The sequence below is a fragment of the Acidimicrobiia bacterium genome (genome assembly GCA_009694375.1).
Classification (GTDB): Bacteria; Actinomycetota; Acidimicrobiia; order Acidimicrobiales; family VFJN01; genus VFJN01.
Window position 1 is genome coordinate 1 of sequence record SHVB01000007.1, and the last position, 22436, is coordinate 22436.

The 22436-nt window shown below is 65.7% G+C and carries 28 protein-coding genes; 18 read left to right on the plus strand and 10 right to left on the minus strand.

Translation table 11 applies throughout. The annotated features are described in order from the left end of the window. Positions 1-540: 540 nt before the first annotated feature. From EXQ71_06085 to EXQ71_06125, 9 genes are read left to right on the plus strand one after another with little or no spacing between them, the layout of a single operon-like run. On the plus strand, positions 541-756 hold the full coding sequence (locus EXQ71_06085) for a hypothetical protein (GenBank protein MSO87073.1): 216 nt from the start codon (positions 541-543) through the stop codon (positions 754-756). Positions 757-802: 46 nt separating this feature from the next. Further along, positions 803-1003 (plus strand): hypothetical protein, encoded by a 201-nt coding sequence (locus tag EXQ71_06090; protein ID MSO87074.1) that lies wholly within the window; start codon positions 803-805, stop codon positions 1001-1003. 25 nt (positions 1004-1028) lie between these two features. After that, the gene (gene queG / locus EXQ71_06095) at positions 1029-2123 is read left to right on the plus strand and encodes a tRNA epoxyqueuosine(34) reductase QueG (GenBank protein ID MSO87075.1); all 1095 of its coding nucleotides are present in this window, start codon (positions 1029-1031) and stop codon (positions 2121-2123) included. Then, positions 2123-3259, plus strand: coding sequence for a glycosyltransferase family 1 protein (locus tag EXQ71_06100; protein MSO87076.1), 1137 nt, complete (start codon positions 2123-2125; stop codon positions 3257-3259). The genes queG and EXQ71_06100 overlap by 1 nt, the downstream gene beginning before the upstream one ends. Next, complete coding sequence (locus EXQ71_06105; GenBank protein MSO87077.1) at positions 3252-3704, plus strand: hypothetical protein; 453 nt, start codon at positions 3252-3254, stop codon at positions 3702-3704. The genes EXQ71_06100 and EXQ71_06105 overlap by 8 nt, the downstream gene beginning before the upstream one ends. 48 nt (positions 3705-3752) lie before the next feature. After that, positions 3753-4196 (plus strand): SRPBCC family protein, encoded by a 444-nt coding sequence (locus tag EXQ71_06110; GenBank protein ID MSO87078.1) that lies wholly within the window; start codon positions 3753-3755, stop codon positions 4194-4196. A gap of 27 nt (positions 4197-4223) precedes the next feature. Next, entirely contained in the window at positions 4224-5408 is a 1185-nt protein-coding gene (locus EXQ71_06115; protein MSO87079.1) for a hypothetical protein, read from the plus strand. Continuing rightward, positions 5395-5667, plus strand: coding sequence for a hypothetical protein (locus tag EXQ71_06120; protein MSO87080.1), 273 nt, complete (start codon positions 5395-5397; stop codon positions 5665-5667). The genes EXQ71_06115 and EXQ71_06120 overlap by 14 nt, the downstream gene beginning before the upstream one ends. An 11-nt stretch (positions 5668-5678) precedes the next feature. Beyond that, positions 5679-6245 (plus strand): hypothetical protein, encoded by a 567-nt coding sequence (locus EXQ71_06125; protein MSO87081.1) that lies wholly within the window; start codon positions 5679-5681, stop codon positions 6243-6245. A 113-nt stretch (positions 6246-6358) separates the two neighbouring features. Here the strand turns inward: EXQ71_06125 and EXQ71_06130 are convergent, their stop codons facing one another. Then, the gene (locus EXQ71_06130) at positions 6359-6814 is read right to left on the minus strand and encodes a hypothetical protein (protein ID MSO87082.1); all 456 of its coding nucleotides are present in this window, start codon (positions 6812-6814) and stop codon (positions 6359-6361) included. Positions 6815-7153: 339 nt separating this feature from the next. Here EXQ71_06130 and EXQ71_06135 point away from each other — a divergent pair, with 339 nt between their 5' ends. Together EXQ71_06135 and EXQ71_06140 are read left to right on the plus strand one after the other, a co-directional pair. Next, the gene (locus EXQ71_06135) at positions 7154-8269 is read left to right on the plus strand and encodes a hypothetical protein (GenBank protein ID MSO87083.1); all 1116 of its coding nucleotides are present in this window, start codon (positions 7154-7156) and stop codon (positions 8267-8269) included. A 26-nt stretch (positions 8270-8295) separates the two neighbouring features. Then, complete coding sequence (locus tag EXQ71_06140) at positions 8296-9258, plus strand: ROK family protein (GenBank protein ID MSO87084.1); 963 nt, start codon at positions 8296-8298, stop codon at positions 9256-9258. 8 nt (positions 9259-9266) lie between these two features. Here EXQ71_06140 and EXQ71_06145 read toward each other — a convergent pair whose 3' ends face one another. Then, positions 9267-9764, minus strand: a complete 498-nt coding sequence (locus EXQ71_06145) for an inorganic diphosphatase (GenBank protein MSO87085.1) — start codon at positions 9762-9764, stop codon at positions 9267-9269. 60 nt (positions 9765-9824) lie between these two features. On the opposite strand from EXQ71_06145, the gene EXQ71_06150 reads away from it, so the two are divergent. Beyond that, positions 9825-11012 (plus strand): aminotransferase class I/II-fold pyridoxal phosphate-dependent enzyme, encoded by a 1188-nt coding sequence (locus tag EXQ71_06150; protein ID MSO87086.1) that lies wholly within the window; start codon positions 9825-9827, stop codon positions 11010-11012. On the opposite strand, the gene EXQ71_06155 is transcribed toward EXQ71_06150, so the two are convergent. After that, positions 10999-11586 carry a TetR/AcrR family transcriptional regulator gene (locus tag EXQ71_06155; protein ID MSO87087.1) on the minus strand — a complete coding sequence of 196 codons (588 nt, stop codon included), beginning with the start codon at positions 11584-11586 and terminating at the stop codon, positions 10999-11001. The two genes, EXQ71_06150 and EXQ71_06155, sit on opposite strands and share 14 nt — an antisense overlap. A gap of 116 nt (positions 11587-11702) precedes the next feature. On the opposite strand from EXQ71_06155, the gene EXQ71_06160 reads away from it, so the two are divergent. Further along, positions 11703-12383: a hypothetical protein gene (locus EXQ71_06160; protein ID MSO87088.1), complete on the plus strand. Its 681-nt coding sequence runs from the start codon at positions 11703-11705 to the stop codon at positions 12381-12383. Between the two features lie 10 nt (positions 12384-12393). Here EXQ71_06160 and glpK read toward each other — a convergent pair whose 3' ends face one another. The 6 genes from glpK to EXQ71_06190 all read right to left on the minus strand — a co-directional run bounded on the left by glpK (position 12394) and on the right by EXQ71_06190 (position 17865). Beyond that, a complete protein-coding gene (gene glpK, locus EXQ71_06165; GenBank protein MSO87089.1) occupies positions 12394-13875 on the minus strand; it encodes a glycerol kinase in 1482 nt (493 codons plus the stop codon). Between the two features lie 45 nt (positions 13876-13920). Next, positions 13921-14520: a hypothetical protein gene (locus EXQ71_06170; protein ID MSO87090.1), complete on the minus strand. Its 600-nt coding sequence runs from the start codon at positions 14518-14520 to the stop codon at positions 13921-13923. Further along, complete coding sequence (locus EXQ71_06175; GenBank protein ID MSO87091.1) at positions 14517-16019, minus strand: HAMP domain-containing histidine kinase; 1503 nt, start codon at positions 16017-16019, stop codon at positions 14517-14519. The genes EXQ71_06170 and EXQ71_06175 overlap by 4 nt, the downstream gene beginning before the upstream one ends. Then, a complete protein-coding gene (locus EXQ71_06180) occupies positions 15919-16608 on the minus strand; it encodes a response regulator transcription factor (GenBank protein MSO87092.1) in 690 nt (229 codons plus the stop codon). Before EXQ71_06180 ends, EXQ71_06175 begins: the two co-directional genes overlap by 101 nt. 39 nt (positions 16609-16647) lie before the next feature. After that, a complete protein-coding gene (locus EXQ71_06185) occupies positions 16648-16953 on the minus strand; it encodes a hypothetical protein (GenBank protein ID MSO87093.1) in 306 nt (101 codons plus the stop codon). 108 nt (positions 16954-17061) lie between these two features. Continuing rightward, the gene (locus EXQ71_06190) at positions 17062-17865 is read right to left on the minus strand and encodes an inositol monophosphatase (GenBank protein MSO87094.1); all 804 of its coding nucleotides are present in this window, start codon (positions 17863-17865) and stop codon (positions 17062-17064) included. Positions 17866-18005: 140 nt separating this feature from the next. Here EXQ71_06190 and EXQ71_06195 point away from each other — a divergent pair, with 140 nt between their 5' ends. Further along, positions 18006-18716 (plus strand): PIG-L family deacetylase, encoded by a 711-nt coding sequence (locus EXQ71_06195; protein MSO87095.1) that lies wholly within the window; start codon positions 18006-18008, stop codon positions 18714-18716. A 7-nt stretch (positions 18717-18723) separates the two neighbouring features. Here the strand turns inward: EXQ71_06195 and EXQ71_06200 are convergent, their stop codons facing one another. Continuing rightward, complete coding sequence (locus tag EXQ71_06200; protein MSO87096.1) at positions 18724-19002, minus strand: hypothetical protein; 279 nt, start codon at positions 19000-19002, stop codon at positions 18724-18726. Between EXQ71_06200 and EXQ71_06205 the strand changes: the two genes are divergently transcribed. From EXQ71_06205 to EXQ71_06220, 4 genes are all read left to right on the plus strand, one after another. After that, the gene (locus EXQ71_06205) at positions 18963-20006 is read left to right on the plus strand and encodes a type I pantothenate kinase (protein ID MSO87097.1); all 1044 of its coding nucleotides are present in this window, start codon (positions 18963-18965) and stop codon (positions 20004-20006) included. The genes EXQ71_06200 and EXQ71_06205 overlap by 40 nt on opposite strands. Before the next feature lie 83 nt (positions 20007-20089). Beyond that, a complete protein-coding gene (locus EXQ71_06210; protein MSO87098.1) occupies positions 20090-20587 on the plus strand; it encodes an NUDIX hydrolase in 498 nt (165 codons plus the stop codon). Then, the gene (locus EXQ71_06215; GenBank protein MSO87099.1) at positions 20584-21846 is read left to right on the plus strand and encodes a DNA polymerase IV; all 1263 of its coding nucleotides are present in this window, start codon (positions 20584-20586) and stop codon (positions 21844-21846) included. The genes EXQ71_06210 and EXQ71_06215 overlap by 4 nt, the downstream gene beginning before the upstream one ends. Before the next feature lie 94 nt (positions 21847-21940). Next, a complete protein-coding gene (locus tag EXQ71_06220; GenBank protein MSO87100.1) occupies positions 21941-22318 on the plus strand; it encodes a DUF3040 domain-containing protein in 378 nt (125 codons plus the stop codon). Positions 22319-22436 lie beyond the last annotated feature (118 nt).

Below are 22436 nucleotides of genomic sequence, written 5' to 3' on the forward strand. Positions count from 1 at the left end.
CGAAGCCCGCCACGTGGCCTTTGGGGTGTTGTCGTTGAAGGAGTACTACGGCGAGCTCACCGATGCTGAGATGTTGGAGCGTCAAGAGTTTGCCTTCGAGGCGGCGGTGCGCATGCGCGACCGTTTCCTCCAGCAAGAGGTGTGGGAGCGCATGGGGGTGGATGTCCGCACGATGGTCAAGCTCCAACTCGAGCATGGGGGCGACAAGAACGAGGACCCCTTCCAGCAGCTCCTCTTCAGCAAGATCGTGCCCAACTGCAAAAAACTGGGGCTGCTCGATCGCAACAACGGTTGGTTGCGCACCAAGTTTGGCGAGATGGGCGTGATCCAGTTCGAGGACTGGGTCGATACCGGATCCGACTACGAAAGCATGAGTCTTGAGGCCCTGGCCAGTGAGCAAGCAGACGAGATTGAGGTGGCCTAGTCTGTGCTCGCCGACCCCCGGGCATTGATGATCGGGGGGCACAGGGCCCGGTACTTCGGGGGGAGCGCCGGGTCCTCGCGCGTTATAGGGGCACCCCGTGGCTAACCTTGACCACTGTGCTCCCCGTTCGCTACCGCTGCATCTCTTGCGGAAACATCACCCGGTTCGACGTCACCACCACCTCCACGAGGCGCGCCTTCCACCACTACTCGGTGGGCGGAGAGTTAGTGGTGGAGGAAGATGATGTGATCGCCGCGACCGTGGACGAGGTGCTGTGTCGCTGGTGTGGCGCCGGGGGAACAGTGGAGGAAGTTGAGCACCAAACCTCCTGAAACGGGGGCAAGACCACTGTCACACCCCCGGCGTAGGTTTTGTGGCATGGCTGAAACCATGTTGATTAGTTGTGGGGATTGCGTCATGGAGGGCACCGATGTGTGCTCCGATTGCGTGGTCACCTTCCTGTGCGGCCGGAAGGCTGGCGAGGCCGTGGTGATCGACGTTGCCGAGGCCCGGGCGCTCCGTCTGATGGAAAAGGGTGGCTTGGTGCCCGCCTTGCGTCACCGCCGCCGAACGGGCTGAGGCCGGGCCGCTAGCGTGCGGGTTGGTGTTACTTGTCCCCACGATGGAGGAACTCCGGGAGGTGGGCCGGGCGGCGGGCGTCGATGCGCTAGCCGCCACCACCGCCGATCCGTTCCTGGAGGTACGGACCACCCTTGAGCGCCGCAAGGCCGAAGGCCTCCACGGCGGCATGGCCTTCACCTATCGTCGCCCCGAACGCTCCACCACCCCTGCCCTGGCTCTCCCCGGGGCCCGCTCGATCGTGGTGGGGGCCCGCAGTTATCTCGTGGAGGATCCCGTCGAGGCGCCGCCCGACGGCCTCCAGGGGCGTATCGCCCGCTACGCCTGGGACGATCACTACGCCGCGCTTACCCAGGGCCTGAATGCCGTCGCCGCGGCCTTGCGCGCCTGCGGATGGCGCACGCGGGTTCTGGTAGACGACAACGCCCTGGTGGATCGCGCCGCCGCCCACCGGGCCGGCATCGGCTGGTGGGGGAAGAACGCCAATCTCCTGCTCCCGGGCCTCGGGAGTTGGTACGTGCTCGGCAGTGTGGTCACCAACGCGGTGGTGGCGGTCAGCAACGAGATCGTGGCCGACCGCTGCGGTTCGTGCACTCGCTGCAGCGATGGGTGTCCGACCGGCGCCATCACCGCTCCCGGAGTGATCGATGCTCGCCGGTGTTTGTCCTGGCTCCTCCAGGCCGAGGGCGTCTTCCCGTTCGAGTACCGCGTTGCCTTGGGTGATCGCATCTATGGCTGCGACGAGTGCCAGGAGGTGTGCCCCCCCAACCGTCGAGCTCCCATCCGGGCCCCCGGCGGCCAGGAGATGCCCTGGGCCCCCCTGTTGAGTTTGCTCGACACCGATGACGCGGTGGTCCTGGCGTATGCGCATCGCTGGTACATCTGGCGCCGGGAGGTGCGCTACGTGCGCCGCAATGCCCTGGTGGTACTCGGCAATGTGGGGATGGGCGACGACCCCAAGGTGGAGGCGGTGCTCGCTCGGTACCTCGCTCATCCCGATGGCTTGCTGCGGGCCCACGCTGCCTGGGCCGCCGGGCGGTTGGGACGCGAGGATCTACTGATGGGACTCGACCAGGACCCCGACCCCCTCGTGCAGGCCGAGCTCGGCCGGCTTCCCTGATGACTCATCTTTTTGTTACCAATGATTTCCCACCTAAAATCGGTGGGATCCAGAGCATGCTCTGGGAGTTGTGGCGGCGCTTGGATCCCTCGTCGTTCGTGGTGTTGACCACCCCCTCGCCCGGCGCGGCGGCCTGGGATGCCACGCAGGCGTTTCGCGTGGTGCGCAGCCGCCAGCGGGTGCTCCTGCCTACCCCCGCCCTCGTGCGCCGAATCGATGCTCTCGCCGATGAGGTGGGGGCTTCGGTGGTCATACTCGACCCTGCGTTACCGGTGGGGTTGGTGGGCCCGCGTCTATCCCGGCCCTACGGGGTAGTGCTCCACGGTGCCGAAATCACCGTGCCCGGTCGCCTGCCCGGATCCCGCTCGGTATTGCGCGGCGTACTGCAGGGCGCCTCGTTGGTGGTCGCCGCTGGGGGGTACCCCCTCGCAGAGGCGGAACGCGCCGCCGGTCGCGCGCTGCCAAGCGTGTTAGTGCCGCCCGGGGTGGATACCGAGCGGTTCGTGCCGCTGAGTCGCGATCAGCGGGGCGCGGCCCGGGCCCGGCTGGGTCTGCCGGTTGACGGCCGAGTGGTGGTGAGCCTGAGTCGGTTGGTGCCCCGCAAGGGAATGGATGTGCTCATCCGGGCGGCGGCCCTGCTGGCCCCGAGCCGGCCCGATCTCGTTGTAGCCATTGGCGGCGACGGGCGTGATCGGCGCCGACTGGCCCGACTGATCACCGCGACTGCCGCGCCAGTGCGGTTGCTGGGCCGCGTGTCGCAGGAGGATCTTCCGGGCTTGTACGGCTGCGCCGACGTGTACGCCATGGCTTGTCGGAATCGATGGGCGGGGTTGGAACAGGAGGGCTTCGGGATCGTGTTCCTGGAGGCCGCCGCCACGGGAGTGGCCCAAGTAGCCGGTGACAGCGGGGGAGCCGCCGAGGCCGTGGTCCACGGCGAAACGGGTTTGGTTGTTACCCATCCGCACGACCCCCGTGCCGTGGCCGATGCCCTGGCCCGGTTGCTCGATAACCCCGCTGAACGGACGCGCTTCGGCACCGTTGGTCGGGAGCGGGCAGTGGCCTCCTTCGCCTACGACGATCTGGCGGAGCGTCTCGGCGCCGCTATCACTACATGGGAGGCCACGGCGCATGGCTGACTCGCTCGAAGGGCCCGAGGGTGGCGCCCTCTGGCGAGTGACCGGTGTGGGTACCGGTGTGTTGGTGGTGAGCAGTGGTGTGGTGGCGGTGGTTCCCGACCTGTTCGGCCCTGCCTATGCCGCCATCTCCTGTCTGTTCTTCCTCGTCGGTACCGTGGCGTTGCTGTGGGCCTTCGCCCGGGGCATCTCGCGCAGTCGCCTCGAGGAGGTGACCATCCCTGGTCTGTTCTTGCTGTCGGCGCCGGCGGCCCCGCCGGCGGTGCGACGGCGGTTCCGGAGGGCAGTGGTCCTCGAGATGGTGGTGGTGGTGGTGGTGGCCGCTTTGCATCCATTTACCGAGGTGGCCTTCGGGGTGTTGGCGCCCCTGTTCGGTCTTGGATGCATGGCCTTGTGGGGTGGTCGGTATGCCCACTTCGAGGATCGTCCTGGCCCGCAGTCGGCGTAACCCGCCCGGGGAATCGACCGCCTCGCGTCGTTCGGCCACACTGTAGGAATGTCCGAGCAAGCAACTGAGACAATGGACATGGCCGCTTCGCCGGAGCGCATCATGGAGCGTCTCCTGGATTTCGAGCACTACCCCTCTTGGGCGTTGGATATCAAAGGGGTCACCGTAGATTCCCGTGATGCCCACGGTCGCGGCCATGAGGTCAGTTATCGGGCCGCCGCTATGGGTCGGAGCACCAAGTACACCCTCCGCTACACCTACCTGGACGACCCGTGTCGAATCAGTTGGGAGTTGGTGAGCGGCGACATCATGCGCCGACTCGATGGTTCGTACCTGCTTGAGCCCGCCGTCGACCTCCCCGGCGGTACCCAGGTCACGTACCATTTGGCGGTGGAGTTACTTATTCCCATCCCCGGTTTCGTGAAGCGGCGGGCGGAAACGAAAATCATCCACACGGCGCTCCGCGAGTTGCGGGCCCACATCGAGTCCTGAGGTGGCAGCAGGTTTGATGGGTCAGAGGTGACGCGCGTTCTGTTGTTCACCGGCAAGGGTGGCGTGGGCAAGACCACTACGGCGGCGGCCACTGCGCTGGCCTGTGCCGATGTCGGCCTGCGCACGCTCGTGCTATCCACCGATCCGGCTCATTCCCTTGCCGACGCCTTCGACCTGCCTTTGGGTCCCCTGCCGGTGGCGATCAGTCAATCGCTATGGGGTCAGCAACTCGATGCTCAAGAGCGGATGGAGGAGTCCTGGCACGAGATCCAGCAGTACCTGCGCGAGGTGTTTTCCTGGGCGGGCGTGGAGGGCCTGGAGGCCGAGGAACTATCGGTTGTTCCGGGCCTCGACGAGATCTTTGCGCTCTCCGACATCAAGGTGCATGCCGACAGCGGTGAGTGGGATGTCGTGGTGGTCGATTGTGCCCCCACCGCCGAGACGATCCGCTTCCTCTCCCTTCCCGACGTCCTCTCCCGCTACATGGAGCGCCTATTTCCGGCCGGTCGACGGGTGAATCGGGTCGTGGCGCCGGTACTGCAACGCCTCACCTCCCTGCCGGTGGCCGGAGACGGTGTGTTCGAAGCCACCAACGCCTTTTACAAACGACTCGAGGGGGTGAAGGAGATCCTCATGGACCCGGCCCGCTCCAGTGTGCGACTGGTCGTGAATCCGGAGCGCATGGTCATCGCCGAGGCCCGACGCACCTATACCTACCTCTCGCTGTTCGGTTACCGGGTGGATGCTGTGGTGGTAAATCGGCTTCTTCCCGAGGGGGTCTGCGATCCGTGGTTCGATCGCTGGAAGAAACTTCACCTCGAACATCTGAAGACCATCGAGGAGGGGTTTGCCCCCTTGCCGGTGCTCAAGGTGGAACTCGCCCCCGAGGAACTCATCGGTGTCGACGCGCTCCGGGGGTTCGCCCAGCGGCTCTATGGCGACCTCGATGCGGCGGCCATCCTGTTCCAGGGACAGCCGCTCAAGATCACCCGACGCAATGGACGGACCACTCTGGTGATCGAGTTGCCCTTCGCCGACCGCGACGATGTAGAGCTGGGCCGCAAAGGCGACGAGTTGCTCCTCAAGGTGGGGGCCTACCGGCGGGCGGTGACCCTGCCCGATTCTCTCCGGAATCGGGCAGTCCTCGACGCTAAGATGTCGGCCGGGCGTCTGAGGGTGATCTTTGAAGGAGACGTTGGTGGACATTCCTAAGTACCAAAACAACGCGGACCAGAGGGTTCTTGAGCATCTCCAGGCTGCTGCTCGTGAGGTGATTCAGGCAACGCGCGCTTTCTTGGATGCGGCCGAGGATCTTCTGGATGACCCCACGGTGGTGCAGGACATCGTGGCTACCGTGGCCACCGTGGCGACGGCCGCCGCGGATCGGCTGCGCTCGACGGTTACCCCCCAGGCCGGTGATGGTGCCGAGGATGGCGGCGACGAAGGTGTGCAGCGGATTCGGGTGTCCTAAGGATGAGGTTGGTGAAGCTGACCATCTCCCCTGGCCTGGAGGTGACCTTCCATCCGAATATCACGGTGGTGGCAGGAATGGACCAGCAGCAGCGCAAGCGCCTCGTCGCCGCCCTGATGGGCATGGCCCAAGGGGTAGCCCCGGTTGGGCCGGGGCTACTCGAAGCCCACGGGGTGCTCTTCGACCTCTCGGAGGAGATGCTGGCCCTCATCGATCTGGGACTGGGCGAGATACGGCCAGTGGTGCATGCGGGCGATCTGCCTTCCAACGGCTCTCGGCCAACCCGGGCGGCGAATAGCCGCGATGACGAGACCACCGTCGCCGAGGAGATCGAGTGGCACCTGCTGAGACGCCTGGGGTCTCATCGGGCCGCCTCGTTGGCTGGTGCGATGCCCCTTCTCCTCGACGACGTATTCCATGACCTCGATGGGTCGGCCTGCCACCATGTGCTCGATCGGTTGAGGACCATGGCGGAGGATGTGCAGGTGATCATCGTGAGTGACGTTTCCGACGTGTTGGAGTGGGTCCTACTGGCGGGAGCCGAACAAGCCAAGATCGTGCACGCCGCCGGGTTGTGACGACGCTGTGGTCTAAGGCGTGGGCGACAGCGGGCTCGGTCCCTGCTGGTCGCCGGGTGCCGATGACTAGGCCGCCGACAGGCGACTCAACCATCAGTCAACCCACCGGCAACTCAGTACCCGGTCACCGTCAACGGAACATTCGCGTTGAGGGTGGTGCCGTTCCCCAACTGCCCGTAGGTCTTTTGGCCCCAGCATTGGATGGTTCCGCTGGTCAACAACGCACACGAATGATTCCCGCCGGCGGCGATCGCGGGAGCGGGAGCGGGGGCGCGGGCGGGGGTAACAGCGGCTGAGGGGACGGAGAGATCACTACTGGTGCCGTCATCGAAGATCCCCCGAACCCGGAACGGGTAGGTCGTCCCGGGGGTGAGGCCGGTGACGATCTGGGTCGTGGCTGAGCTGGAGAACAGCTGGGCGGGTTGCGCCACCGAACCAACCGAGGGGATCACTTTGTGCCCAGTAACGACCGCTCTGGCATCGGCAGCTATGGCCGCCCCCGCGACAGCGTTACCTGGCTCGGCCCTGGCGTTCCCGTCACCCGAGCGGGAGCGGTACCCGAACCGCACCTCGTCAAGGCCAACAAGCCACTCACCACCACTGGCAACACGCCGAGTTTCCTCATGGCCTCAAACGGCATACCGGCCGCCGCACCGGTACCCGGAAATCAGCCCCGCCCCCGGAACCGGTAAAAAAACAGCCGGTGAGGGGCCGGGTACGGCAATCCCCCGAGAGCACTAGCGCGACAGTCCCCCGGATTCCAAGGCTTGTGATCGTGTCCCCCGAACGGGCCCTCGCTGTCGTGCTCCCGGAACCAAACCCCGCCCATGCATGTCATTCACCGTGCTCAGCGCACGGGCTTGCGGGGCGGCCTACGATCAGGGAGTCCTTTTTGACAAGGAGGTGTAGTGGTCGTCATCACCGAAGCCGCCATTCGGGAACTAGCTGGGCTCAGGGGACACACCGTTCCGATCACTTCCTGTTACCTCAACGTGGACGGCCGTCGGCTGGTGCGGCGCTCCGACGTTGAGCACGAGATGGATGGTTTGCTCCGGGGGGCTCGCCTACGGGCCAACGGGTACCCGTCGGTGCACGAAGACCTCAACCGGATCGAGGCGTTCGTCCGGGCTGGCATCGACCGACACCATGCTCGTGGGCTGGCGATGTTTGCCGGCTCGGCTTGTGGCTTGTGGAAGGTCATCGAACTACCAAAGCCGGTGCAATCCCAACTTGTGATCAACCATGCGCCGGTGGTGGGCCAACTTGAGTTGATGTTGCAGGAGTACGAACCCGTCGGGGTGCTCTTGGCCGACAAGCAGTGCGTGCAGCTGTACGTCTTCGCTATGGGCGAGTTGATCGAACACTGCGAATGGTTGGATGCACCGCGGCGTGGTTTCACCACTCGGGGGGAGCGCAAGCGGGATACCCCTGCACCGCGCCGCAAGGAGTTGGCCCAGCGCCATCTCCGTCACGCCGCGCAGGCTGCGTTCGACCTCTGGCAGGACCGGGGATTCCATCACCTCGTGATCGGTGGTCCCGATGCCATCGTGAACGAGCTCGTACAGAATCTGCACCCGTATCTTCGCGAGCGTTATTGCGGTCGGGTCCCCTTGGGCGTGGGGGCTGCCCCTGAGGACGTCCAGCGCGCCGCTGAAGAGGTGGAACTAAGCGTGGAGCGAGGACAGGAGACGGCCCTAGTAGCGCGCCTGCGCCAGGCGGTGGCCGGGGGCGGCAAGGGGGTGGCTGGACTAGGGCCAACACTGCTGGCCCTCAATGAACATCGCGTCGAGCGACTGCTCATCTCACGTGGCTTTGCCCAAGCGGGATGGCGTTGTCCCGCCACCGATGCCCTCCGGTTGGTGGGGCCCATCAACCCCGCCAACGGGGTGGCGATGGTGCGGGTGGATGACGTGGTCGAAGCCTGCCTCGAGGCGGCCCTGACGCAGGGTGTTCCGGTGACCATTTGCGTGGGCAACGCTGATCTCGACGTGTTGGGGCGGATCGGGGCATTGTTGCGTTATTAGGGCCGGGCGTTGGGTGGCCTCGCGGCATGCCCCCGGCGGGCATGCTGTTGGTCGTGGAGACGATCGGGATTGATGTGGGCGGCACCAAGGTGTTGGGCGTGGCTCTTGACCCGTCCTGCCCCGATGTGGTCCGAGCCGAGCAGCGAGTGCCCACGCCCGAGGGTGGCGATGGCCTCGTCGACACCCTCCTAGCGCTGGTGGTTGGCTTGTCGGCCCCCGCCGCCCGGGTGGGGGTGGGGGTGCCCGGTTTGGTCGATCGTCAGGGCACCTTGCGGATGGGTCCGCACCTCCGGCGCTTACACGATGTCCGCCTTGCCGAAGTTCTGACGCAGCGGTCGGGTCGCCCGACGGTGGTGGACAATGACGCCAACTGCCATGCGGTGGCGGAGCAGGTCGCCGGGGCCGCCCGCGGGTACGACGAGGCGCTCGTGGTGACGCTCGGCACGGGGATCGGGGCAGGAATCATCACGGGCGGACGGCTTCTGCGGGGGGCGAACGGGTTTGCCGGTGAGCCCGGACACATGGTGGTGGACCCCAACGGCCCTCCGTGTCCGTGTGGGAAGCGCGGCTGCTGGGAGCGGTTCGCGTCGGGTACGGGCTTTGCTCGGCTCGGACGTGACGCAGCCTACGGAGGGCGTCTTGATGGAGCTGTCGAGCGAGCCGGCGGGGACCCCGAAGCCCTACGAGGTGAACACGTCACCGCCGCGGCCCGGGCCGGGGACGCGGAGGCGTTGACGGTGGTGGGGCAATTGGCTCACTGGATCGCCCTCGGCTTGGCCAACCTCGTCAATGTGCTCGATCCCGCTGTCATCGTGATCGGGGGCGGTCTGGTGGAGGCGGCTGATCTCCTCCTGCCGGAGGTGCAGATGCGCTTCTCGGATCTCGTGATGGCAGGCGACCGACGACCGGCGGTGCCCATCGTGGCCGCCGCACTAGGGGATCGGGCGGGCGCCATCGGTGCGGCCCTCCTCGCCGCCGAAGGGGGCTGAGGTGCCCCCTAGGGCAACGCTTGTTGGGTGAAGCGTTCCTGGCAATCTCGAATCTCCTGCCAGGCTGCCGCCGCCCCTTCCCAGCCCTCCACATTGGAGTATTTATTGGGCTCGAGCGCCTTGTAGACCTCGAAGAAGTGGCTGATCTCTTGCGCCAGATGGCTGGGCAGGGTGTTTACATCGGTGATGTGCTCCCAGCGGGGGTCGTCGGCGGGGACGCAAATGATCTTGGCGTCGGGGCCGGCGTCGTCGGTCATCCAGAACACGGCGATCGGGCGGGAGGACACCCAGCATCCCGGAAAGGTGGGGTCGTCGAGGAGTACGAGGGCATCGAGCGGATCGGTGTCCTCGGACAAGGTGTTGGGGATGAATCCGTAATCAGCTGGGTAACCCGTGGATGTGAAGAGCCGACGGTCCAAGCGCATGATGTGGTGCTCGTGGTCGTATTCGTACTTGTTGCGGCTACCGCGGGGTATTTCGATGATGACTTCGATCTTGTTGTCCACCAGGAGATCTTGCCACCAAAGAACTCGGGGCGGTGAAGGAGCCAGGGGTAGCCTCAGAAGATGGAGTTCCGTCGCATCAACGAGATGCCCCCGTACGTGTTCACCATCATCGACGGATTGAAGGTGGAGGCTCGGCGAGCCGGACACGATGTGGTGGATCTTGGCTTCGGAAACCCCGACATCCCCAGCCCGGAGATTGCGGTGGAAAAACTCTGCGAGGCCGCCCGGAACACGAGGAACCACCGCTACTCGGCCAGTCGGGGCATCCCGAAACTGCGGCAGGCGGTGGCCAGTCTGTACAAGCGACGCTTCGATGTTGACCTCGACCCCGATACCGAGGTTATTTCCACCATCGGAGCCAAGGAGGGCTTCAGTCACCTGATGTGGGTGCTGCTAGGCCCCGGCGACGCGGCCATCGTGCCGTCGCCGTCGTACCCGATCCACATTTGGGGCCCGCTTTTTGCCGGTGCGGTGGTGCGCGAGATCCCTATGACCACCGATGTCAACGATGACGGCCAGTTTTTGGAACGGATCCGGACGGTGTTCGAGTACTCGTGGCCGCGCCCGAAGGTGATCGTCTGCTCATTTCCGCACAACCCCACCACCGCGTGTGTTGATCTCGGGTTCTTTCAGGACCTGGTGGACTTTGCTCGGGCCAACAACGTGATCGTGGTGCACGATAACGCCTACGCCGAGTTGGGGTTCGACGGGTGGGAGCCGCCGTCGATTCTGCAGGCGGAAGGCGCCAAGGAATGTGCCGTCGAGTTGTACTCGATGACCAAGTCGTTCTCGATGGCCGGTTGGCGAATGGCCTTCCTGGCGGGCAATCGCGAGGTGGTTCAGGCGTTGGCGAAGCTCAAGTCGTATCTCGATTACGGCGCCTTCCAGCCGATCCAGATTGCCGCCACTGTTACCCTCAACGAAGCGGCCGACTTCCCCAAGGAGGTGGGCGCCATCTACCAGGCCCGTCGCGACGCTCTCTGTGATGGTCTCGATCGCATGGGATGGGCCATGGCTCGGCCCAAGGGAACCATGTTTGCGTGGGCTCCTATTCCCGAGCCTTACCGGGAGATGGGTTCCATCGAGTTCTCCTCCATGCTGGTGCGCGAGGCTCAAGTGGCGACTTCGCCGGGGGTCGGGTTCGGACCCGGTGGCGATGGCTTCGTTCGCTTCGCGCTGATCGAGAATGAACAACGGATCAGTCAGGCTATGAGGAGCCTCAAGAAGGTTCTGATCAAGTTGGGCTGAGGCCATCCAGGCAGAACGCCACCGTCGCCTCCGCAATGACCTCGGCCGACTCGCCTCGTTCGTAGATAAACACCCGCGTGAGGTGTGCCGCAACCCCCACCATGGCGTGGGCCAGCACATCGGGGTCGGCATCGCGAATGTGGCCGCGAGTGATGGCCTCCTTCACGTGTTGCACTACGTCGGCCACCGCGATGTCCTGGCCTCGCCGGAGCGCGTCGACAAACGTGCTCTCGGTGGACGCGAATTGGATCAACTTGTTGTGGTCGCGGTGAGCCTCGGCCCACGCCAATGACGCGTGTAGCCCGAGCCGGATGCGTTGCAAGGGGTCGGCCTCCTCGCCGATGGCCTGCTGTTGCCGGCGGCGTAGATCCATCTGGGCATCCTTGAGAATCTCGAGGAACAACTGTTCCTTCGAGTCGAAGTACCAATAGAAGACGCCCTTACCCACCCCGAGACCCGCGACGATTTCGCTCACCGAGGTGGGGTGGTAGCCCTGTTCGGCGAAGCGGGCCGTGGCGAAGGTAATGAGTTCTTCACGCCGCTGGAGCCCTCGTTGGGTGAGCCGCCGTGTCATGGACGGGAACGGTAGTCCTCTTGACTATTTGGACCCCAACGTTCGAGTCGAGGTGTTGTTGGCGGCGTCGTCACCCGGAAACACGTTGTTCACCTGCGGTAGATATCTTTCCGGTCATGGAGACATTCATCGTGCGGGTCTGGTTGCCCGACCGACCGGGCGCGCTGGGTCAGGTAGCGAGCCGGATCGGGGCGGTACGGGGCGAGATCGTGGGGATCGAGATTCTCGAGCGTGGGGCGGGTCGGGCCATTGACGAGTTGGTGGTGGACCTGCCTGACGGTGCGCTACAAGGGCTGCTGGTGCAGGAGATCCAACAGGTAGATGGGGTTGATGTGGAGGAGCTTCGGCGGGTGGTGGAGGTCATACACGATCCGCGCCTGGATGCTCTGGAGACGGTGGCCATCCTGGTGGGCCTTACGGATCGGGATGAACTCCTAGCCGGCGTGGTGCTCCACGCTCGGCGCGCCGTGGGTGCGCACTGGTCGGCGGTGCTATCCATCGAGGACGGGTCGGTGGTCACGCAGGAGGGGAACGCGCCTGCTGCCCCCTGGCTGGAGGCGTTCGTGGGGGGGAGTCAGTCTTCGGCTCGGGTGCTCGCTGGCGACACCGGACCCGATGATGTGGTGTGGTCGCCGCTTCCGACGGCGGGCCTGGCCTTGGTGGTCGGCAGGGTTGGTACGGCCTACCGGGCCCGGGAGCGACGACAGGTGGCGGCCCTGGCCCAGATCGTGGACACTCGTTTGGGGGAGATCCTGAGGGGAGCGGCCCGGCGCCCCCACCCCTCCGTGCCGTGCTGAGTGTGAGGGGTTAGAAGTTGCCGCCGCGGGAGCGGTCGATGGCCCGTTGCCAGGCAGCCGTGGCCTCGGTGTTGGGCCGGGCGGGAACCGTGGGCGTAAACGTGGCGTCAAGTTTCCAGTTGGCGCTGATGTCGGCGGGGGAGTCCCAGACTCCCTCGGCCAGCCCAGCGAGGTAGGCACTGCCCATGGCGGTGGTCTCCTGGATCACCGGTCGCGACACTGCGACCTGGAGATCATCGGCCTGCAGTTGAAGTAACAGGTTGTTGGCCGCGGCCCCGCCGTCGGCCTTGAGCGCAGTGATGGGATAGCCCGACGCCTCGCTCATGGCACGGACCACGTCGCGAGTCTGGAGGCTGATGGCCTGCAGCACCGCTCGAGCGAGGTGGGCCCGGTTGGTGCCGCGAGTGATGCCCATGATGGTGCCCCGGGCGTGCGGGTCCCACCAGGGGCTGCCGAGTCCGGTGAATGCGGGAACGATGTAGCACCCCCCCGAGTCGGGCACGGAGGCGGCCAGGGCCTCGATGTCTTGGGGTTGATCGATGATGCCGAGGGCGTCACGGAGCCATTGCACGGCGCTGCCGGCGGAAAAGATGGCGCCCTCGAGCGCGTAGGCCGAGGTGCCATCTGCCAGTGTCCAAGCAACCGTCGTGAGCAGGCCCTCGGCCGGCTCCGGACACGTTGTGCCCACGTTCATGAGGACGAAACTGCCGGTGCCATAGGTGTTTTTGGTCATCCCTGGTTCTAAGCAGGCCTGCCCGAACAGGGCGGCCTGTTGGTCGCCCGCCATGCCCGATACGGGGAGGCCCGTTGGCAGGCCGGTGCCCGCCGCAGTGACACCGAAGCGGCCCGAGGAGGGCCGGACTTCGGGTAGTGCCGCCGTCGGCACACTGAAATGATCGCTCAGCTCCGCCGACCAGGTAAGGGTGCGGATATCCAAGAGCATGGTGCGGCTGGCGTTGGAAGGTTCCGTGGCGTGCACACCGCCGTTCGGTCCGCCGGTGAGGTTCCAGAGGATCCAACTGTCGATGGTGCCCAGGGCGAGATCGGGGCCAATGGCCACTCCGCCCTCGGTGAGGAGCCACTCGAACTTGGTGGCGGAGAAGTAGGGGTCGACTACGAGGCCGGTGGTGCGGCGCACGAGCGGCCCGAAGCCGCTCTCATTCAGGGCATCGCAGCGCTCGGCAGTGCGGCGGTCCTGCCACACGATGGCCCGGTGCAGAGGCTGGCCTGTACGACGATCCCATGCGACTACGGTCTCTCGCTGGTCGGTGATGCCCACCGCCGCGATGGGCTCAGTGAGCCGACTGGTCAGGTCGCTCAGCGTGTGCTGGATGGCCCGCCAAATCTCCAGCGCGTCGTGTTCGACCCAGCCGGGTCGCGGGAAGTGTTGGGTGAACTCGGTGTAGGAGATGCCGGCGGCGGTGCCGTCGTCGCGCAGGGCAAAGGCCCGCACACCGGTGGTTCCGGCGTCAATGGCGACGATGACAGACATCCAACCCTCACGCTAGACGCTCTCGGACATCAGGCGGGAACGTGCTTACCCCTGCGCCAGAGAGCGGTAGTTGGCTTTGGTCACCGCTCCTTGCTGCTCAACGCCCTGGTCATCAACGGCGTTGATGACCAGGGCGTCGCGCAGGAAGCGCACGCCGGTGATCCCGGGAATTTCGGTCACCGTCCAAACGATCTGGCCAAAGGCGTTGGCCAAATCTTGACCCTGGGCATCAAAGAACTCACTGGAAAGGTCGATGAGTAGATCGTCGGAGCCGGCGGGTGCCGGCGCCCGCAAAAGCTTGGTGGCGCGAGGAATCGCCGACGTGAGTCCTCCCTGCTGTTCCTCAAGAGTGGGGGCCGCCAGCAGCGGGGCGATGCGGGCCCCGGGCAGGGTGGCCTCGCTGGTCCTTACTTCTCGGGGCACCGAAACAAGCACGCTGGTATCGCCCTGGCGTTCCAAGAAATACACGAAGACCGTAGTGGTGGAGAGGGATTGGGGGAGCGTGGTGCTGGAAGTTGGATTGGGATCGAGCAGGCCCGGGGGCAGGTTCGTTGGCTCGATAGCCTGTGGCTGGCCGTCGGCGGACACGCCGCAGCCGGTGGCGAGCAATACGGCCAACATCAGGAGACGGCCACCCCGGATCATCCTGGCTCCTCTACCGGTAACTCAATGACGAATCGGGCACCGCTGAGGCCGTCGGTTCGGTCTTCCACCCATATCCGGCCGCCGTACAGACTCACGTGTTCGGTCACCAGCGCCAGCCCGAGCCCGACCCCATCGCTGGCGCTTCGCCGACCGGCCAATCCCCCCCGGTTGAACCGGCCGAAGATCTGCGTTCGGTCTTCCTCAGGCACACCCTCGCCACGATCCTCGATGGCGATCTGGACACCGTTGTCGACCCCACGCAGCGACACGCTAGTGGCCCCCCCGCCGTACTTGGAGGCGTTGTCCAGTAGGTTAGCGATGACCCGAACGATCCGGCGCTTGTCGGCCCGCACCACGATGCCCGCCAACTCGGCGTCGAGTTCCACGGGAATATCGCGATCGGTGGAGTGCCTCACCGCCTGCATCACGAGTTCGGCCAGATGTACTTCCTCCAACTCAAGCCGGACCACGCCGGCATCGAATCGCGAGATCTCCAGGAGGTCCTCGACCAACTGTTGAAAGCGAGCGATGTCACCGGTCATGAGGTCGAGCGCCGCCTGGGCACGTTCGGTGAGGTCATCGCGCTGGTTGTCCATCACCTCAATCGACGCCGCCAGGGTCATCAGGGGGGAGCGCAGTTCATGGCTTACGTCCGAGGCAAACTGGGCGTCTCGTTCGATGCGATCTTGGAGCGCTTGCGCCATGTCGTTGAAGGAGGCCGAGATCGGACGCAGGTCTGGGTCTCGACTGGGGCTGAGACGAGTGTCGAGGCGCCCCGCGGCCAGGGCCATGGCGGCGGCGGACACATCAGAGAGCGGCCGAAGGGCGCGGCGGGAGGCCCACCATCCCAGCGTGGCGCCCGCCAGGGCGGTCACCAGCGAGGCAGCCAGCAGGGACATGCCCAACGCGGCGAGGGTGGCGTCGATGTCCTCCAGTGGGATGATCTCGAAGTAGGCCGCGTTAGCGGAGGGGATGGGGATGCCGAGCGCCAGTTGCATGTCCCCGCGCAGTCGGAAGCGCATGCGAACGGGTTCACCGCTCAGCACGGCGTCTCGAACAGCCGCTGGCAACGCCTCTCGCCCGAACTCGGTGGTGAGAGGCGTATAGGCGCCGTCGGAGTACACGATGGGGTGCGCCCCGAGGGGGGTGGCAAGACTTCCCACCAGGGTCAGCGCGTCGGTTTCGGTGGGAAGGCGTTGTTGCACGATCTCGGCGTTCCGGTAGAAGACCACGCCGGAGGAGTCCTCTCGTTGATCGAGCAGGTTCTGGCGCGTGAGGCCCCACGCCGTCGCCGAAAGCAGGGCGGAGAGCACGAGGGTGCCGATGGCGAACGCCAGGGTGATTCTGGCTCGCAACCCGAGGTGCTGGGTCATCAGGAAACGGCGGAGAGCGGCGATGTCAGACCTGGAGCTTGTAGCCGAGCCCGCGCACCGTGACGACGTGCCGGGGATGCGCAGGATCGGCCTCAACCTTGGTGCGGAGCCGCCGCACGTGCACATCAACTAAGCGCCCATCGCCGAAGTAGCCGTAGCCCCAGATTCGTTCGAGCAGCACCTCACGGCTGAACACCCGCCCGGGGCTTTGGGCGAGCTCCACCAGCACCCGGAACTCGGTCTTGGTGAGGTGGACATCGTGACCGCTGCGACGCACTACGCCCTCCTCGGCCACGATCTCGAGGTCGCCGAAGCGAAGATGCGGTGAAGCGACCTCGGAGGTCCGGGCCCGGCGCAATAGGGCCCGGATGCGAGCAGACAATTCCTTGGGGGCGAAGGGTTTGGTGAGGTAGTCGTCGGCCCCGGCTTCAAGGCCCGCCACCACGTCGTGGGTGTCCGCCCGAGCGGTGATCATCACAATGGGTACGTCAGAAAGGCGGCGGATGGAGCGACACACCTCGAAGCCGTCGATTCCCGGGAGCATGATGTCGATGAGCACCACATCGGCAGGCTGCTGCTGAAAGGAGGTGAGGGCGTCCTCGCCGGTGGCGGCCTCGGCCACCACCCATCCCTCATCTTCGAGGGCGAGTTTGACCGCGGTACGGATCCGCTCGTCGTCTTCGACTGCCAGGATGCGCGTGGACACAGAACGCATCCTAGTGATGACATCGTCGCCGCAGGGCGACTGTATGGCTCAGGTGTAGGCGGCGAGCAGCGCAGCTCGACCTGGCCCACGGCCCGTGCGGTAGTGGAGGCCATCAGGCAGGTCACTGCAGATTTCCCGACAGCGCAACAGCGAGGCAGCCCCATCCTGCGTCCAGGACTGCAAGCACCGCAGGTCGATGTCGACGCGGTCGGGGGCCGTCTCCACCGCCAGGTTGGTCGCCGTCACCAGCGCAGCCCCCGTCTGTGCGTCGAGAAGATCGGTCAACTCGATCACCACGCCAGCACCATTGGTCCGCATCGTGACTGGCTCTCGTTGCCCGGGGGAAGAAGACATGGGCGCCACCTTGCCCGCCCGGGTTGCCGGTTCGGTGGCGTTTGTGTTGCGATCGGGTTACAGCCGGACTGGCCCCCTCTGCCAGCGATAGCAACAATCGTTCGGGCGTTAGGCGTCGGTGGCTCCGGCGCTCTGCAGCAGCCTTCGCAGCGCGGGCGCGATGCCCGGGGCAGCGGCTACGACCGTGCCGGCGGTAACCGCATCGCCAGCCAGGTTGGTAACCACTGCCCCTGCCTCGCTGGCAATCAGACCACCGGCCGCCACGTCCCAGGGCGACAGCCCTTGTTCGTAATAGGCGTCGAGCCGCCCACAGGCCACGGAGCACAGATCTAGGGCGGGGGCTCCTTGTCGGCGGATGTCGCGAACGCGCGGTAGCAGCGTGACGAGAATCTCGGCCTGATGGCGGCGCTGGCGGGGCTCGTAGGAGAAGCCGGTCCCCACGAGGGCGTGAGGGAGATGGCGGGCCGAGGTGGTCTGGATGGTCTCACCGTTGCGGGTGGCCCCGCCGCCGCGTGATGCGCTGAAGAGTTCATCGCGCACGATGTCGTACACCGCTCCGGCCGCTGGTTGTTCGTTCACCTCAACACCGATAGACACGTTGAACCCCGAAAGGCCGTAGAGATAATTGGTGGTGCCGTCGAGGGGGTCCACGATCCAGCGCACACCACTGGTGCCGTCCCGGTAGGCCCCTTCCTCCCCGAGGATGCCGTCGTCAGGCCGCCACTCCATGAGCCGGTCCGTGATCAGTGCTTCCGAGGCTCGGTCCATCTCGGTCACCAGGTCGGTCTCGGTTCGTTTTGCCTCCACCCGTATGTCGGTTCGTGTCATGCCGTTGCGCAGCAGGCGAGCGGCCTCCTGGGCCACCCGTTCACACAGGGAGCGGAGGGTGGCGAGGTCGGGCTCAGCGGTCATGGCACGACGATAGGTTCTGTGGTGGATCGACGGGCGGGAGCGGGGCGATCAGCACCGGGATAACAGGGGGCCCGGCCCGGCCTGGCCGGGCAGTACGGTGCAATGTGTGAAGCACCCGTTGTTTGCGATGCCGTCAGGAGATGGGCGCTGTGATTGAGGGCACCATTCCCCGGCGCGCCCTCGCCGTGTTCGCCCACCCCGATGATCCTGAGATGGGCTGCGGCGGCACCCTCGCTCGCTGGGCTTCGCTCGGCACCGAGGTGCATCTGGTGATCGCCAACCGGGGTGATAAGGGGAGCTTCGACCCATCCACGGACCCTGATGCGCTCGCCGACCACCGGGCCGAGGAGGTGCGCCGGGCGGCCGCGGTGCTTGGCCTTGCGGGAGTGGAGTACCTCGGGTACCCCGACGGGGAGATCGACAACGACGCCCCTCTGCGTCTGGTCCTGTTGGAGATCATCCGCCGACTGCGGCCCGATGCTCTGATCGCACCCGATCCCACCGCAGTGTTCTTCGGCGATAGCTACGTGAACCATCGGGACCACCGGCAACTCGGCTGGGCCGTGGTCGACTCGCTCGTTCCTGCCGCGAGCCCGCTCTACGAACCCGCCGCCGGCACCGCCCATCAAGTAGGGCTTGTGTTGCTCTCGGGCACGCTGGAGGCCGACACCTGGGTAGACATCGAGGCGGTGTTGGCCACCAAAGTGGAGGCGGTGGTGTGCCACGAGAGTCGCCTGGGCGGTGATCCCGATTTGGTGCGGGAACTTTTGGCGCATCGCGCCGCCGAAGAGGGACAGCGCAGCGGCCTGGAGTATGCCGAAGCCTTCCGTGGGCTTCGCTTCGCTACCTAAACACCCCTCACGGCGACGAGTCGGCGCGGGTGTTCCATTCGCCCATGGCCCGCAGGGCGAGGATGGCCACCGCGCCCACGCCCACGGCGCCCACCACCGCCCCGAGCACCCCGGTAGCGCCGGCGATGATGGCGCAGTTGGTGGTGCAGGTGAGGTCGGCGAACCCGTAGCCAATCAGACCACCACAGACCCCCCCCACCACGATGGAGAGGAACGCCAACACGCGAGCGCGGCGGGGGGGGAGCGATGACGGCGCGTACTCGGGGTTCTCCCGTGGAGTGTTCATTGCCCCAGCGTAGGGAACGGGCTCGGCTTGTCGCGCCCGGTGCCGCCGTGCGTAGCGTGGCGGCTGTGACTGGTGGAGAGTGGGCGGGATACCGGAGTTTCAACCGTTCGGAGTGGGCGGCCCTGGCCGATGCCACCCCGATGTCGCTCGGGGCCGAGGATCTCGATGCGATGCGAGGACTCAATGACCGTCTCGATCAGCGCGAGGTCACCGATGTGTACCTGCCGCTATCTCGTCTCCTGCATCTCAGAGTGGCGGCGACGCAAGTATTGCAGCGGACCACCGACACGTTCCTGGGGCGCCCTCATCAACGCACGCCGTTCGTCATCGGCATCGGGGGCAGCGTGGCGGTAGGAAAGAGCACCACGGCTCGCGTGCTGCAGGCCCTCCTGGCCCGCTGGCCGGGTCACCCCAACGTGGAACTAGTCACCACCGACGGGTTCCTGCGCCCCAACGCGGTGTTGGAACAGCGCGGCCTCATGGAGCGGAAAGGGTTCCCCGAGAGTTATGACGTCCGCCGCCTCATGCAGTTTCTGGAGGAGGTGAAGCGCGGCGAGCCCGTGGTGCGGGCGCCGGTGTACTCCCATGTTGTCTACGACGTGATGGCCGGGGAAGAGCAAGTGCTTCATGATCCCGACATCGTCATCCTGGAGGGCCTCAACGTGCTCCAGGCCGGCGCGGCGGCGGGCGCGGATGCTCGATTCGTATCCGACTGGATCGACTTTTCGATCTATGTCGATGCCGAGGAAGCCGACATCGAGCAGTGGTATGTGGACCGCTTTTTCGTGCTACGAGACATCGCCTTTAGCGACGCAACCTCCTTTTTCCGTCACTTCGCCGCGTTGTCTGACTCGGAACTGGAGGCGGCCGCCCGCAGTATTTGGGCGTCGATCAATAGACCGAACCTCCGCGAGAACATTCTGCCGAGCCGTCAACGGGCGGATCTGGTGCTGGAGAAGGCCGCCAAGCACGACGTGTGTGGCGTGCGCCTCCGTCTCAAGTAGTACCTACGGACCTTCGGTTATCGCCGGCGGTGGCCTTCTCGGGGTTCGGCGGGGTCGGCTCAAGTTCGCGCGAGGATGGAGCAATGCAGGACTGGACGGTGGGCGCAGGCCTGATCGTGGGTGAGGAGGGCCTTCTCCTCGTGCGCAATCTCCGTCGCAACAACCGGGAGGACTGGACACCACCGGGCGGGGTGATTGAAGCGGGGGAACCTCTCCTCGGGGGGCTTACCCGCGAGGTGCTCGAAGAGACGGGCCTGGCCGTGGCCGAGTGGCGAGGGCCGGTCTATGAGGTTCACTGCGAGGCGCAGGAGATGGGTTGGACGCTCCGGGTGGAGGTCTATCTGGCTGTTTCCTACGAGGGTGAACTGCAGGTGGAAGACCCCGATGGCATCGTGGTCGAGGCACGGTTCGTGGCCGACGACGAGCTCACGGCGTTGTTGGCGGGCAACCATCCCTGGGTGCTCGAGCCCCTCACGGACTGGCTGTGCGAGCGGTGGGACGACCCCGAGATGCGGTCCTATCGCTATCGGGTAACCGGCGCACCACCCAACGACGTGGTCGTTGTGCGAGTGGATCCATGACACCCCCGTTGATCCGCACGATCCTGCATGTGGACATGGACGCGTTCTATGCGTCGGTAGAGCAGCAACGTCATCCGGAACTGCGCGGTCAACCGGTGATCGTGGGGGCACCGGGGGCGCGAGGGGTGGTGGCGGCGGCTAGTTACGAAGCGCGCGTGTTCGGGATCCGCTCGGCGATGTCTTCCGCTCAGGCCCAACGACGTTGTCCGCACGCCGTCTTCGTACCCGGTGACCACGACCACTACGCCGAGATCAGCCGCCACCTGATGGCGATCTTCCAATCATTTACTCCTCTGGTGGAACCAATCTCTCTCGATGAAGCGTTCCTCGATGTGAGTGGGTCGCTGCGCCTCCACGGTGATGGGTCCACGATCGGTGCCGCCATTCGTGCCGCTGTGTTCGCGCAAGAGGGCCTGACCTGCTCAGTGGGCGTGGCCCCCTCGAAGTTCATAGCCAAACTTGCATCGGAAGCGGCGAAGCCAACGATCGGGCGCCGCGGTCCTGAGCCGGGTCTGGGGGTGAAGGTGGTGGAGCAAGCGGCGGTGTTGTCGTTTCTGCTGCCGCTGCCGGTGCAGGCGCTCTGGGGTGTTGGGCCCAAGACGTTGGAGAAGTTGCACCGAATGGGCGTGGTCACCGTGGCGGATCTCGCCACACTTGACCGCCGCGCCGCCACCACCGCCTTGGGGGTGGCGGCCGGCACCCATCTGCTGCGCTTGGCCACCGGCCACGACGAGCGGGAGGTCGTGCCCGTGGGGCGCGCCAAGTCCGTTGGTCATGAGGAGACCTTCGCCCACGATCACTGCGAGCTGGGCTCGCTCCGGCGTGAACTGGTGCGCCTTGGTGATGCCGTGGCCGCCCGGCTGCGCCACGCAGGAATGGCGGGACGCACGGTCACCCTCAAGGTGCGCTTCCATGATTTCAGCACCATCACCCGGTCGGTCACGTTGCCCTCCGCAGTGGACACCGGGCCCGATGTGGTGAGGGCGGCAGGGGCCCTCTTAGCGCAGATCGACCCATCCCCGGGGGTGCGTCTGCTGGGCGTTCATGTCAGCCATCTGTTGGACGACCGCGCTCGCCAACTGACCCTCGACGATGTCCAGGCCCCTTCCTGGGACGACGCCACCGGGGCTATCGACGCGATACGGGCTCGCTATGGCGCCGCTGCTATTGGTCCGGCTTCCCTGGTGGACGCCAACGGGATCCGGGTAAAGCGCCGTGGCGACCAGCAATGGGGGCCAACGGATCAGCCTGGTCCGTGACCAGATGAGGGGTTCGCGTTGTCTCCCCGAGGACCTTGTGGAATGATTCAGTCGAAGCGAAGGATCCGCTTTAGCGAAGGTCGAGGGGGTAAGCGTGCCGCTATCAGAAGACGAAGAACGCATCCTCCAAGACATAGCGCAGCAGTTCTACGCCGATGACCCCGACTTCGCCGGTCGGGTAGGCGAGACCACGCTCTACACCCACACGCTGCGCCGTATGAAGTGGTCGGGCCTTGGTTTCGTGCTCGGGGTGATTTTCTTGGTGGCCTCGCTGTCTACGGGCTACCTGTTGGCCTTCTGCGGTTTCTTGGTGATGTTGGCGTGCGCCCTTTTCTTCGAGCGCAACCTGCGCAAACTTGGTAGGGCTGGGCTCGACGAGGTCTCCCGATCCATGAAGGCCACCCACCTCCGCGATGCCATCGACGGTGCGCGAGGTCGTGTGCGCGACCGTTTCCGTCAAGCCGACGAGTAGAGCGCCCTCGTCACACCGACACCTCTGAGCACCCACGCGCAGGGTCACCGACGGGGCATCGGGAACCCCGGGTTGGTATCCCATCAACCCCTACGGCGATGACCGCAGCGTCGGCGCG

Excerpts from the sequence above, each read along its gene's own strand:
- EXQ71_06090 (MSO87074.1), top strand. The coding sequence starts at position 803 with ATGGCTGAAACCATGTTGATTAGTTGTGGGGATTGCGTCATGGAGGGC.
- EXQ71_06100 (MSO87076.1), top strand. The coding sequence starts at position 2,123 with ATGACTCATCTTTTTGTTACCAATGATTTCCCACCTAAAATCGGTGGG.
- EXQ71_06105 (MSO87077.1), top strand. The coding sequence starts at position 3,252 with ATGGCTGACTCGCTCGAAGGGCCCGAGGGTGGCGCCCTCTGGCGAGTG.
- EXQ71_06110 (MSO87078.1), top strand. The coding sequence starts at position 3,753 with ATGTCCGAGCAAGCAACTGAGACAATGGACATGGCCGCTTCGCCGGAG.
- EXQ71_06140 (MSO87084.1), top strand. The coding sequence starts at position 8,296 with ATGCCCCCGGCGGGCATGCTGTTGGTCGTGGAGACGATCGGGATTGAT.
- EXQ71_06150 (MSO87086.1), top strand. The coding sequence starts at position 9,825 with ATGGAGTTCCGTCGCATCAACGAGATGCCCCCGTACGTGTTCACCATC.
- EXQ71_06155 (MSO87087.1), bottom strand. The coding sequence starts at position 11,586 with ATGACACGGCGGCTCACCCAACGAGGGCTCCAGCGGCGTGAAGAACTC.
- EXQ71_06160 (MSO87088.1), top strand. The coding sequence starts at position 11,703 with ATGGAGACATTCATCGTGCGGGTCTGGTTGCCCGACCGACCGGGCGCG.
- glpK (MSO87089.1), bottom strand. The coding sequence starts at position 13,875 with ATGTCTGTCATCGTCGCCATTGACGCCGGAACCACCGGTGTGCGGGCC.
- EXQ71_06170 (MSO87090.1), bottom strand. The coding sequence starts at position 14,520 with ATGATCCGGGGTGGCCGTCTCCTGATGTTGGCCGTATTGCTCGCCACC.
- EXQ71_06175 (MSO87091.1), bottom strand. The coding sequence starts at position 16,019 with ATGTGCACGTGCGGCGGCTCCGCACCAAGGTTGAGGCCGATCCTGCGC.
- EXQ71_06180 (MSO87092.1), bottom strand. The coding sequence starts at position 16,608 with ATGCGTTCTGTGTCCACGCGCATCCTGGCAGTCGAAGACGACGAGCGG.
- EXQ71_06185 (MSO87093.1), bottom strand. The coding sequence starts at position 16,953 with ATGTCTTCTTCCCCCGGGCAACGAGAGCCAGTCACGATGCGGACCAAT.
- EXQ71_06190 (MSO87094.1), bottom strand. The coding sequence starts at position 17,865 with ATGACCGCTGAGCCCGACCTCGCCACCCTCCGCTCCCTGTGTGAACGG.
- EXQ71_06195 (MSO87095.1), top strand. The coding sequence starts at position 18,006 with ATGGGCGCTGTGATTGAGGGCACCATTCCCCGGCGCGCCCTCGCCGTG.
- EXQ71_06205 (MSO87097.1), top strand. The coding sequence starts at position 18,963 with ATGACGGCGCGTACTCGGGGTTCTCCCGTGGAGTGTTCATTGCCCCAG.
- EXQ71_06200 (MSO87096.1), bottom strand. The coding sequence starts at position 19,002 with ATGAACACTCCACGGGAGAACCCCGAGTACGCGCCGTCATCGCTCCCC.
- EXQ71_06210 (MSO87098.1), top strand. The coding sequence starts at position 20,090 with ATGCAGGACTGGACGGTGGGCGCAGGCCTGATCGTGGGTGAGGAGGGC.
- EXQ71_06215 (MSO87099.1), top strand. The coding sequence starts at position 20,584 with ATGACACCCCCGTTGATCCGCACGATCCTGCATGTGGACATGGACGCG.